The organism is Glycomyces tenuis DSM 44171 (genome assembly GCF_000427885.1).
GTDB lineage: Bacteria > Actinomycetota > Actinomycetes > Mycobacteriales > Micromonosporaceae > Glycomyces > Glycomyces tenuis.
Genome location: NZ_KE386601.1, coordinates 14,546 through 25,625 on the forward strand (window position 1 = coordinate 14,546; position 11,080 = coordinate 25,625).

Here is an 11,080-nt window from a genome sequence, read left to right on the forward strand (position 1 = left end):
CTAATGAAGTTCGAGACCCCAAGTCGAAGCGATGATCGCGATTCGACCTCATCTCTGGACGTCTACTCCGACCCCCCGTCCGACCGCATGGCCGTCCACGTCGTCTGGGAGATCGGCCTGCTCCTGCTGGCCGGCGGCGTCCTGTTCGCGCTCACCCGGGCCTCGAGCGGCCCGTTCGCCGAAGGCTCCTGGAACGGCCTCATGGCCGCCCTCGCGCCGCTCGTCCTGGCGGCGACGGCCGCCGCCGTCTCGCTGCGCGTCGGCGCCATCAACCTCGCCGTCGGCCCGATAGCGCTCCTGTCGGCGTGGATGTTCATCGACGCCTCCAGCTCGGGCACCGTCGTCTCCATCGGCATGGGCCTGGGCGCCGCCGTCTTCGCCGGCGTCGTCCTCGCGACGCTGTGCACGTGGCTGCGCGTGCCCGGCTGGGCCGCCAGCGGCGCCGTCGGCGGCGCGATCGGCCTGTGGGCCGGCACCTCCGGCGACCCGGCGGCGTTCATGCTCGCCGAACTGCCGACCACCGGCGTCGTCGCGGCCGTGGCCGCCGGCGTCGGGCTGTCGGTGTTCCTCGGCCTGGTCGGCTCCTTCACCGGCGTGCGCACGCGGCTCGCGCCGATCCGCGACACCCCGGTGGGGGAGCGGCACGGGCGCGGCGGCCTGGTCTTCTTCGGCACGCTGCTGTCGGCCGCGCTCGCCGGCGCCGCCGGTGTCACCGCCGCGTGGGCCGGCGCGCCCGCGCAGGGCGCCGCGGCCCTGCCCGACCCGATCCTCATGTCCGTCCTGGCCGTCGGCGCCGCCCTCCTCGGCGGCACCAGCCTGCTGGGGCGGCGCGGCGGCGTCTGCGGCACCGTGTTCGCCTCGACGCTCCTGCTCGCCTTCATGTGGCTGGCCGAATCGCGCGGCTGGAGTTTCGACGCCGGGTGGATCGGGCTCGGCGCCATCGTCGCCGGATTCCTCGTCACCCGCCTCGTCGAGGCCATGAACACGCCCGACGAGGCCGACGTCGCCTCCTCCAGCCGCGCTGGAGAGGTGTCGGACCTGCGCGAGGACGAGCCGGCCGCGCCGCAGGAGCGGGACGAGCTCTACGAGGAGTACGACGAGGACCTCGCGGCCGTCGGCAGCGGCGGCGACCCGTGGGCGACGACCGGGAGCATGCCGCGCGTCGGCGCCGATCCGTTCGGCGCCTCCGGCGCCTTCGACGACCTGCGTCAAACCCATCCCGGCGACGGCTACGACGGTGCTCGCTACGATGACGCCGACCGTCGCTACCTGCGCTGAGACCCCGATTCAGACCACTTCCGCCTCTTAATCTCCACACAGAGGACCAAGCACATGACATACGTACCCCCCGAACGCGACGGCGACGGCGAGGAGCTCGACCAGACGCAGAAGCTCACCGCCGCGCCGGCCCAGACGCTTCCCAGCGTCGGCAACGGCGACCTGGGCGGGCAGGCCGCGCCCTTCCAGCCCGAGACCTCGGCGACCGTGCCGTTCGCCTCCGACCGCGGTGAGGTGGAGGCCGCTCCGCTCGACCTCGCCGAGCCGAAGCCGCCGCGCGACCGCATCGTCTTCCAGCTGATCTGGGAGGCCGTCCTGGTGCTGTTGACCGCGAACGCGCTGTTCATGGTCTACCAGCGGCGCGACGAGATCTTCGGCGACGCCTCGATCACCGACGCCGTGGACGAGCACATGGCGCTCCTCGCGCCGGTCCTGCTCGTCGCGGTCGCGATGGGCCTGTCACTGCGCTTCGGCGCGGTGAACCTCGCCGTGCCGGCGCTCGCGGCGCTCGCGGCCTCCGCGCCGGGCCTGTTCGTCGGCTCCGACCCGTGGATCGGCCTGGGCTTCACCGCCGCCGCCGCTGCCGCCGCCGCCCTCGTCTTCGTGCTGCTGGTGCTGGCGCTGCGCGTGCCGCCGTGGCTCGCCGGCATCGCCGTCGCGGCCGGGGTGCTCGCCACCGCGCCGCTGGTCGAGGACGGGATCTTCGGCTACGGCTCCTCCGAGCCCGCCGTGTGGGACTCGCCGGGCGGCGTCTGGCTGCTGGCCGGGGCCGCCGTCGTCGCCGTGGGCGGCGGCCTGCTCGGCCTCGTGCCGGGCCTGCGCGACCGCATGAGCGCGGTGCGGGACGCGGTGGACGGCTCCGGCGAGCGCGGCGCCGCCACGGTGTTCGCCTTCATCGGCGCCGTCTTCGCCTCCTCGTTCCTGGCGGCCTGCGCCGGCTTCCTCCTGACGGTCTTCCGCGACACCGAGGAGCAGGGCGAGGGGATGTTCGCCTTCGCGGCGCTCCCGTTCAGCTTCTTCGTGACGCTCGAGCTGTTCGTGCTCATCGCGGTGTTCCTCGCCGGCACCAGCCCCCGCGGCAGGCGCGGCGCCGTGTTCGGCACCGTGATCGCGACGGTCCTGGTCTGGACGGTCTACGTCCTGTGGGGCAGCTACGCCTCGGACGCGGGCGACACCGACCGCTTCCAGCAGTGGTCCGGCCTGCTCGGCTTCGGGATGCTCGTGCTCGGCCTGGTGATCGCCGCGGCCCTGGACCGGCTCGGCCGCCCCAAGGAGCGGCCGGCCGAGGACCCCGTCCAGGAGATCCAGCCGTTCGAGCCGCAGCAGAACGCGAGCCTGTTCGAGCCGGAGCCGGATCCCGCCGCCCCCCGCTGAGCGCCGGGACCCGCGCGGCGCCTCACACCACGATGACGCGGATGCCGATCTCTTCGAAGGCCCTGAGCTGCTCGGCGGGTGCGTTGCCGTCGGTCACCAGCGTGTGGACGCGGTCGGTGGCGCAGATCCGGGCGAAGGCGTGCCCGCCGATCTTCGAGCCGTCCGCGATCACCACGACCTTCCGCGCCCGCGCGGCCATCAGCGCGTTGATCGCCGCCTCGCCCTCGTGGTGGCTGGTGGCGCCGAGCTTGATGTCGATGGCGTCGACGCCGAGGAAGGCGATGTCGAGGGTGATCTCGCGCAGGATCGGCGCGGCCAGCGGCCCGATGAGCTCGTAGGACTGGGGCCGCACCACGCCGCCGACGACCACGACCTTCAGGTGCGGGCGCACGATCAGCTCGTTGGCGATGTTCAGCGCGTTCGTCACGATCGTCAGGCCGGTCGAGCCCGGCGTCGCCACCAGGTCGGTGCGGGTCGCCAGCGCCCTGGCGACCTCGGTGATCGTCGTGCCGCCGTTGAGCGCGATGACCTGGCCGGGGCTGACCAGGCCCGCCGCGGCGGTGCCGATGCGGTGCTTCTCCTCGACGTGGCGGGCGGTCTTGTACCGCAGCGGCAGGTCGTAGGAGATGCCTCCGGCGACGGCCCCGCCCCTGGTGCGGGTGATCATCTGCTGCTGGGAGAGCTGGTCGAAGTCGCGGCGGATGGTCGCCTGCGAGACGCCGAGCCGGCTCGCCGCGTCCTCCACGGTGATGCGTCCGGTCTCGGCGAGGATCTCCAGCAAGGTGTTCCACCTCGCGTAGCGGTCCACGGTGCTCCTCGGGTCGGTTTCGCGGCGGAAGGCCGCGGCTTGCAAGATAGTGTTCGAAACACGGTCCCTGATGCGCGCACCGTGCCCGTTGGAGGCTCGAGCGCTCAGGTTATTGTGCCGCACGGGCGTGAGCTGTCACACGCCGGATCGAATTCGAGGGAGAGCCAGTGGAAGGCGTCATGCTGCCGAAGGTGGGCCGGGTCGTCACGCCCGGCGGGGTCGTGAACGGGACGGTGGTCGTCGAGGACGACCGCATCGCGGCCGTCGAGGAGCGCGACGGGGAGCCCACCGGATGGGTCCTGCCCGGTTTCGTGGACGTCCACTGCCACGGCGGCGGCGGCTTCTCGCTCGCCGGAGGCGACCCCGAGTCGGCCCGCGGCGCGGCCGCGTTCCACGCCTCCAGGGGGACGACGACGCTCGTCGCCTCGATGGTGTCCTCGACGCACGAGTTCCTGCTGTCCGCGACACGGGCGATGCGGCCGCTGGTGGCCGACGGGACGCTCGCCGGAGTCCACTACGAGGGCCCCTACATCTCGGAGGCCAAGTGCGGTGCGCACGTCACCTCGGTCCTGCGCGACCCGGACACCGCCGAGCTCGGCGAGCTCATCGACGCCGGGGACGGCGCGGTGAAGATGGTGACGATCGCGCCCGAGCTGCCCGGCGCGATCGAGGCGATCGAGTTCCTCGACTCCAGGGGCGTGGTCGCCTCCATCGGGCACACCGACGCCAGCTACGAGCAGACGGCGGCGGGCATCGACGCGGGCGCCCAGGCGGCGACGCACCTGTTCAACGCCATGCGCGCCTTCAACCACCGCGACCCGGGGCCGATCCCGGCGCTCATCGCCGACGAGCGGATCTTCTCGGAGATCATCGCCGACCCGGTCCACCTGCACCCCGGCACGATGCGGTTCGCCTTCGACGTCTCACTGCCGGGGTGGACGATCCTGGTCTCGGACGCCATGGACGCCGCCGGGCTGGCGGACGGCTCGTATCAGCTCGGCCGGCACGAGGTGTCGGTGTCGGACGGCGTCGCGACCGTCGCCGGGACCGACGTCATCGCCGGTTCGACCATCACGCTGCTCGACGCGGTGCGCAACACGGTGACCCTGGCCGGGCAGTCGATGGAGGCCGCCGCGCAGATGGCCGCGGCGACGCCCGCAGAGCTGCTCGGCCTGCACGACGTCGGCTCGCTCGAAGCGGGCAAGCTGGCGGACGCGGTCGTGCTCGACGACGAGCTGCGGCTCGTCTCGGTGATGCGCCGCGGCGTCTGGCTCGACGTCTAGAACGGCGCCACGCTGTAGTACTCGCTGGAGCCCGCGCCGAGCAGCAGGTAGATCAGGCAGAACGCGAAGAAGGAGACGATCCCGAGCACCAGGCCGGTGATCGCCTGGCCCTTGTTCGTGGCCTGCCCCTTGTTGACGCGGCCCCAGCCGACGGCGCCGAAGACGATCGCGAGCACGCCCAGCGGCCAGGTGAAGAGGTTGAGCGCCGGGATGAGCGCGAGCGCCAGCGCGACGATGCCGCACACGAGCGCGGCCGTGCCGAGCCCGTTGCGCGGCTCCGCGCCGTAGCGGCGGGTGTCGCCGCCGTACTCCGAGGGCGGCGGTGGCGGCGCGGGCGGAGGCGGGGGGACCGGCCCGCCGCCGTGGGAGCCCGAGTCGAAGTGGCCCTCCCCGCGGTCGGGGTCGTGATCGGGCCGTTCGGGGAACGGGTTCTGGGTGGTCATGGCGCCCTCCTCAGCCGGGTCCGAGCCGCCTCGCGGCGCTCATTCCACGCAAGGTAGTCCAATCCCGGCACCCGATACGCCGATTCGGCGGATCGGCCGGAAGCCGAGGCGCGGACGCCCCGAGATCGGGGCCCGAGTCCGGCCCGTCCGGGGCGGCGGCACCCGCTCGGAGCGGGGCGGGGAGCGGGCGCGGCCCGTCTCTGAGCGGCGGCGGGAAGTCCGGCGCCCGAGGCGTTTCGGCCGGTCTTGTGCGAACGCGTCTCGGATTTTTTGCCGATAGCCCTTTACTACCCGTCAGTATGCGAGTAGAAATGAGTTACGGATCCGGAGGGGTCGACGGAGGCGAGTTCTCCACGATTCCGAAGGATTCGCGCACAGCCGCCGAGTACCCACGTGCGACAAGAGCCGTCGGGAGGCACTGCGGGCCCAGCGCCTAGGAGTAGGGCACCGCTAGTCAAGACTTCACGCTTGGTAGCTCGGTCCGGATGTGGCAGTGAGTAACACGAGCGGCCCAGTCGAGGTAGTACACCGACTGGGCCGTATCACTGCGCGCAGCGCCCTCCACCCCTCCGAGCGGCGCCCCGCACCCGGCCCCGTTCGGCCTTTGAATCATCTGTGCGCGAACTCGCTGGGAAGTCTCGGCTCGGGCTGCAAGAATGGGCCTCAATGACCACGATCGAACCGGGCTGGTACAACGACCCCGCCGACCCAGCCACACAACGCTATTGGGACGGCTCCGCCTGGGTCGGCAAGCCGGTCCCGGCCGACGTCGAACCCCCCGAGCGGCCCGAACCCGACGAGCCGTCCCCGCCCTCCGCCGAGCCGGCCACATCGGACACCACCGAGTATCCGCCCCTGTCCGGCTCCGGCTTCGGGCCCGAAGGCCCGCCCAAGATCGTCCAGCGCGCGCCCGGCGTCACCCAGCCGCCCGACTCCGTCCCCATCCGCTCCCTCGGCATCACCGTCGGCTGGATCTCCAATCGCGACGTCCACCGCATCCTCGCCGGACGCGTCCTCGCCCACCCCGGCTCGCGCCTCGTCGCCCGGCTGATCGACATCATCTGCGTCTTCGCCCTCAACATCGTCGTCAACGGCTACTTCGTCTACCAGTACTGGCAGGAGCTGCGGCCCGCCTTCGAGGAGGCGATGCGGGGCACGCCCGCCTCCGAGATCGAGTACCCCAGCGAATCGGGTCTGCTGTGGATCATCGGCTTCATCGCCCTGGGCCTGTGGTTCGCCTACGAGGTCCCCTCGACGCTCAACACCGGCCAGACCTTCGGCAAGCGCGTCATGGGCATCAAGGTCGTCTCCCTGGCGCCCATGAACCTCGGCTGGGGCCGCCTGCTGCTGCGCTGGTCCTACGCCGCCCTCCCGCTGATCTGCTTCCCCTTCGGCGCGGTCCTGTGGATCCTCGACGGGATATGGTGCATCCGGGACCGGCCGTTCCGCCAGTGCCTGCACGACAAATCCCCCGGCACCGCCGTCGTCGAGGTGCCGCAAGAGAAAGAGCCCGCCGCATGACCAAGCCCATCCGAGCCGACCTGGAGTCCATCCCGCTCTACGTCCCGGGGAAGGCCCTGCCCGAAGCGCTCAAGCTCTCCAGCAACGAGGTGCCCTACGGCCCGCTGCCCGGCGTCCCCGAGGCCATCGCCGACGCGATCGGCCAGACCCACCGCTACCCCGACCTCGCCGTCGTGCGCCTGCGGGACGCCCTGGCCGAACGCCTCGGCGTCGACGCCGACCGCATCACCACCGGCACCGGCTCGGTGGCCCTCATCGGCCACCTCATGCAGGCCATAGCCGACCCCGGCTGCGACGTCGTCTACTCCTGGCGCTCGTTCGAGGCCTACCCGATCGCCGCCACCGTCGCCGGGCTGCGCAGCGTCCAGGTGCCCAACACGCCCGACCACCGCCACGACCTCGCCGCCATGGCCAAGGCCGTCGGCCCCGACACCCGCGCGGTGGTCGTGTGCAGTCCCAACAACCCCACCGGACCGGCCGTCACGGCCGCCGAGCTCGACGAGCTGTTCGACGCGGTCGACCCCTCGGTCCTGGTCGTCATCGACGAGGCCTACCGGGAGTTCGTGACCGACCCGGCCGTGCCCGACGCCGTCGAGCGCTACGCCGACCGCCCGAACGCGGTCGTGTTCAGGACCTTCTCGAAGGCGTGGGGCCTGGCGGGGCTGCGCGCCGGCTACCTGGTCGGCTCGCCCGAGGTGGCACAGGCGGTGCGCAAGTGCGTCATCCCCTTCGCGGTCAACGTGCTGGCGCAGACGGCCGCGCTCGCGGCGCTGGAGGCCGAGGACGAGATGCGGCGCCGCGTCGCGCTCGTGGTGGCCGAGCGGGAGCGGACGCTGGCCGCCGCGCGCGAGATCGTGCCCGAGATCCCCGACACGCAGGCGAACTTCTTCTGGCTGCCGTTCGGGGAGGCCTCGGCGCCGTTCGCCGCGCACTGCGAGGAGCAGGGGATCCTGGTGCGGCCCTTCGAGGACGGCGTCAGGGTCACGCTCGGCAAGCCCGAGGACAACGACCGGGCGCTCGAGGCGATCCGGTCGTTCGAGGAGTCGTAGGTCAGCGGCGCTGGACGGGCACGCCCGCGGCGCGCTCGTTCTCGTGCACGAAGGCGTCGTAGATCTCGGTCAGGGTCTGCTTCTGCTTCGCCGTGAGCTCCGGGTCGGTGGCGATGGCCAGCGGCGTCGCCGAGCCCTCGTCGGAGCCGAGTCCCGCGCGCAGGTACATGATGGGGGTGGTCATCCGCAGCGCCGCCGCGAGCTGCCGCAGCACGGCCGAGCTCGGACGCCGCACACCGCGCTCTCCCTGGAGGTACGGGTTCGACACCCCGGCCTGATCGGAGATCTCGCGGAACGACACGTGCGCGCGTTTGCGCACGTCGCGGATCAATGAACCAAAGTCGCGATCTGTCACCCGCGTCACCATACGCGCCCCGGATGGCAAGCGCAAACCCGCCCGTTCTTCGCATGGCCGCCGACCGGGAGCGGGACCGGCCGGAGGACGGGCGCCCGGCACTCGCGCCCACGCGGGACTCCTCCGAACAGACGATCCGAGGGCGACTCGCGGAAGCATTGCCTCTCAACCGCTCGCCGCCGCGTGAAACCAGCCGATACCATCGGAGGTCGACGCGCGTAATTCAAGGGACAGCGTCACCGCCTGGTGGGCGTCAAACGAGGAGGATACGGTGAGCGTTCTGCAACGCTTGGAAAAACAACTGGAGGGCTTGTTCGAGGGCACCTTCAACAAGATGTTCAAGGGCGTTGTGCACCCGGTCGAGATCGCCAGCGCCATGCAGCGCGAGGCCGAGACCCATAAGGCCGTGCTGGCCGGCGGGCGGGTCCTGGTGCCGAACCGCTATGTCATCGACCTCTCCCCGCCCGACCACGACCGGCTCGCCCCGTACGCGGCCGCGCTGGCCCAGGAGCTGGCCCAGTCCCAGGCCGAGTTCATCGGCGAGAACGGCTGGACCGTCTACGGCGACGTCATCGTCGAGATCGAGCGCGGCGAGGGACTGGACACCGGCATGTTCCGCGTGACCGCCGAGGTCGCGGCCCTCAACGAGGGCGTCGACCAGTCGCAGCCGGTCTCCGGCGGCGGCTACGGCCCCGCCAACCCGCAGGCCCCCACCGGGCCGGTGCTGGTGGCCGCCGACGGCCGCCAGTTCTCCGTGGCGCACGGCGCGACCGTCATCGGCCGCGGCGAGCAGGCGCAGATCCGGCTGCCCGACGTGGGCATCTCGCGCCGTCACGTCCGCGTCGACTTCGACGGCCGCCAGGTCTCGGTCACCGACCTGGGCTCGACGAACGGCACCCTGGTCAACGGCCAGCGCGTCACCACCGTCAGCATGCAGCCCGGCGACGTCATACAGATAGGCACCACCTCCCTGACGCTCCAGGCCGGTTAGCGGGCCGAGCGGGCCCGGCGAGGACGCCGCTCCCGGGCCCCGCGATTCGCCCCCCGACGCGACCCTGTGGACCTTCCCTCCCCAGGCCCGGGCCGCCCGAGGTGCAAGTCGCAGTGCGCGCGTGGGCTACCGTGTTCGAGACCGATCATCTGCCCATTGGGAGCGTCGCATGAGCGAGATAGTCCTGACCGTCGCCCGATACGGCTTCCTCGTGCTGCTGTGGCTCTTCGTGTTCGCGGCGGCCCGGACGATCACGCGGGACCTGCTCGCCCAGCGGCGCCCCGCCACCGCCGGCGGCCCCGGCCCGGTCTCGGCCCCGCCCGCCCCCGGCGGCCGCCAGCGCCCGCAGCAGGCGGCACAGTGGTTGGTCGTCACCACCGGTGAACTGGCCGGGCGCCGGTTCACCCTCTCCGGCCAGCCGATCTCGATCGGCCGCGCCGCCGACTCCACGATCGTCATCCGCGACGACTTCGCCTCCAACCGGCACGCCCGCGTCGTCCCGGTGGACGGCCAGTGGATGGTCGAGGACTTGGGCTCCACGAACGGCACTTACCTGGGACGCGCTAGAGTCTCCACACCCACCCCCGTGCCCTTGGGGGTCCCGATCCGGATCGGGCGCTCATCTTTCGAGCTGCGGGCCTAGTGCCTCACTGCGACGGGTTGATTTCATGAGTTTGCACCTGCGATACGCGGCGATTTCGGACCGCGGTGTGGTGAGGCAAGGCAACCAGGACTCGGTCTACGCCGGTTCCCATTTCATCGCCGTGGCCGACGGCATGGGCGGCATGGCCGCCGGCGACCTGGCGTCGGCGATCGTCATCAACACGGTGGCGCGGCTCGACGAGCCGCCGCCGGAGGAGTCGGTGGCCGACGAGCTGGCCGACACCGTCGCCGAGGCCAACCGGGCCATCAGGCGGATGGTCGCCGACGACCCCAACAAAGAGGGCATGGGCACCACCCTGACCGCGCTGTGGTTCGACGGCGAGTGGTTCAACATGGTGCACATCGGCGACTCGCGGGCCTACCGGATGCGCGAGGGCGGTTTCGAGCAGATCACCGTCGACGACACCTACGTCCAGATGCTCGTCGACGAGGGCCGCATCACCGCCGAGGAGGCCGAGCGGCACCCGCAGCGCTCGCTCCTGCTGCGCGCCCTGGGCGCCTCGGAGGTCGAACCGGCGTTCCAGACCCTCAAAGGCGTCGTGGGCGACCGGCTGCTGCTGTGCTCGGACGGCCTGACCGGGCCGGTCTCGGACGCCGACATCGCCCTGACGCTCCAGAGCGCCGCCACGCCCGCCGAAGCGGTCGAGTCGCTCGTCAGCCAGGCCCTGGAGGCCGGCGCGCCCGACAACGTGACCGTCCTGATCGCCGACGTCGTCGAGGACGACCCCGGCGAGCAGGCCCCGATCATCGCCGGCGCCGCCGCCGACGCCCGGCTCGCCGAATCGGACACGGCGGTGCTGCCCGCCCTCAAACGCGGCGACGACGCCGAATCGGACGGCGAGCCCGACGGCGCCGACGGCGAGGCCGAACCGAAGCCGAAGCGCCGCGGCCGGGTGTGGCGCACCCTGCTGGTCGTCGTCATCGTCCTGGCCATGGCCGCCGGAGGCGGCCTGTGGTGGCTCCGCACCCAGTACTTCATCGGCGTCTCCGACGGCGGCAACATCAGCGTCTTCCGGGGCGTGCCGGTCGAGGTCGCCGGCGTCGAGGCCGCCTGGCTCGAGATCGAGTCCGAGCGGCCCGTCGAGGACGCCGTCGAAGAGGTCCGGCAGGACCTGGAAGACGGGATCGACGCCGATAGCATGGAAGACGCCCAGTCCGAACTGGCCGAACTGACCGACTCCTCCTCGGGCAACGAGAACCTCCTGGATCTGTGCTCCTCTGGGGACGGCGCCGCCGATACGCAGCCTGCGGCTTCCACGGACTGCCGCGACACCTGAGAGCCCCTGTAGGCTCGCACCCGTCGTTTCCGAGACGT

10 protein-coding genes and 1 pseudogene are annotated in these 11,080 nt (G+C 71.9%); 8 read left to right on the forward strand and 3 right to left on the reverse strand.

The features are described from left to right. Positions 1 to 3: 3 nt before the first annotated feature. Both YWW_RS0125365 and YWW_RS0125370 read left to right on the forward strand, forming a co-directional pair. Positions 4 to 1,278, forward strand: a complete 1,275-nt coding sequence (locus YWW_RS0125365) for a hypothetical protein (RefSeq protein WP_026932272.1) — start codon at positions 4 to 6, stop codon at positions 1,276 to 1,278. Positions 1,279 to 1,332: 54 nt separating this feature from the next. After that, positions 1,333 to 2,652, forward strand: coding sequence for a hypothetical protein (locus YWW_RS0125370; protein WP_026932273.1), 1,320 nt, complete (start codon positions 1,333 to 1,335; stop codon positions 2,650 to 2,652). Positions 2,653 to 2,674: 22 nt separating this feature from the next. Here the strand turns inward: YWW_RS0125370 and YWW_RS0125375 are convergent, their stop codons facing one another. Next, on the reverse strand, positions 2,675 to 3,460 hold the full coding sequence (locus tag YWW_RS0125375) for a DeoR/GlpR family DNA-binding transcription regulator (RefSeq protein ID WP_026932274.1): 786 nt from the start codon (positions 3,458 to 3,460) through the stop codon (positions 2,675 to 2,677). Positions 3,461 to 3,627: 167 nt separating this feature from the next. On the opposite strand from YWW_RS0125375, the gene nagA reads away from it, so the two are divergent. Next, a complete protein-coding gene (gene nagA, locus YWW_RS0125380) occupies positions 3,628 to 4,743 on the forward strand; it encodes an N-acetylglucosamine-6-phosphate deacetylase (protein ID WP_245595501.1) in 1,116 nt (371 codons plus the stop codon). Here the strand turns inward: nagA and YWW_RS0125385 are convergent. After that, a complete protein-coding gene (locus YWW_RS0125385; protein ID WP_026932276.1) occupies positions 4,740 to 5,186 on the reverse strand; it encodes a DUF4190 domain-containing protein in 447 nt (148 codons plus the stop codon). The genes nagA and YWW_RS0125385 overlap by 4 nt on opposite strands. 666 nt (positions 5,187 to 5,852) lie before the next feature. On the opposite strand from YWW_RS0125385, the gene YWW_RS0125390 reads away from it, so the two are divergent. Together YWW_RS0125390 and hisC are read left to right on the forward strand one after the other, a co-directional pair. Next, positions 5,853 to 6,707 (forward strand): RDD family protein, encoded by an 855-nt coding sequence (locus tag YWW_RS0125390; RefSeq protein ID WP_035701551.1) that lies wholly within the window; start codon positions 5,853 to 5,855, stop codon positions 6,705 to 6,707. Further along, the gene (hisC, locus tag YWW_RS0125395) at positions 6,704 to 7,756 is read left to right on the forward strand and encodes a histidinol-phosphate transaminase (RefSeq protein ID WP_026932278.1); all 1,053 of its coding nucleotides are present in this window, start codon (positions 6,704 to 6,706) and stop codon (positions 7,754 to 7,756) included. Before YWW_RS0125390 ends, hisC begins: the two co-directional genes overlap by 4 nt. Positions 7,757 to 7,781: 25 nt before the next feature. Here hisC and YWW_RS33060 read toward each other — a convergent pair. Continuing rightward, positions 7,782 to 8,123, reverse strand: a pseudogene (locus tag YWW_RS33060) (helix-turn-helix domain-containing protein); the annotation flags it as partial. Between the two features lie 259 nt (positions 8,124 to 8,382). Here YWW_RS33060 and YWW_RS0125405 point away from each other — a divergent pair. The 3 genes from YWW_RS0125405 (at position 8,383) to YWW_RS33065 (ending at position 11,042) form a co-directional block, all read left to right on the forward strand. Further along, entirely contained in the window at positions 8,383 to 9,102 is a 720-nt protein-coding gene (locus YWW_RS0125405) for an FHA domain-containing protein (protein ID WP_026932279.1), read from the forward strand. 169 nt (positions 9,103 to 9,271) lie between these two features. Continuing rightward, on the forward strand, positions 9,272 to 9,745 hold the full coding sequence (locus YWW_RS0125410; protein WP_026932280.1) for an FHA domain-containing protein FhaB/FipA: 474 nt from the start codon (positions 9,272 to 9,274) through the stop codon (positions 9,743 to 9,745). A gap of 25 nt (positions 9,746 to 9,770) precedes the next feature. Beyond that, positions 9,771 to 11,042, forward strand: coding sequence for a protein phosphatase 2C domain-containing protein (locus tag YWW_RS33065; protein WP_081687773.1), 1,272 nt, complete (start codon positions 9,771 to 9,773; stop codon positions 11,040 to 11,042). Positions 11,043 to 11,080 lie beyond the last annotated feature (38 nt).

Coding starts and splice junctions, on each gene's coding strand:
- YWW_RS0125365 (WP_026932272.1), top strand. CDS start 4: ATGAAGTTCGAGACCCCAAGTCGAAGCGATGATCGCGATTCGACCTCA.
- YWW_RS0125370 (WP_026932273.1), top strand. CDS start 1,333: ATGACATACGTACCCCCCGAACGCGACGGCGACGGCGAGGAGCTCGAC.
- YWW_RS0125385 (WP_026932276.1), bottom strand. CDS start 5,186: ATGACCACCCAGAACCCGTTCCCCGAACGGCCCGATCACGACCCCGAC.
- YWW_RS0125390 (WP_035701551.1), top strand. CDS start 5,853: ATGACCACGATCGAACCGGGCTGGTACAACGACCCCGCCGACCCAGCC.
- hisC (WP_026932278.1), top strand. CDS start 6,704: ATGACCAAGCCCATCCGAGCCGACCTGGAGTCCATCCCGCTCTACGTC.
- YWW_RS0125410 (WP_026932280.1), top strand. CDS start 9,272: ATGAGCGAGATAGTCCTGACCGTCGCCCGATACGGCTTCCTCGTGCTG.
- YWW_RS33065 (WP_081687773.1), top strand. CDS start 9,771: ATGAGTTTGCACCTGCGATACGCGGCGATTTCGGACCGCGGTGTGGTG.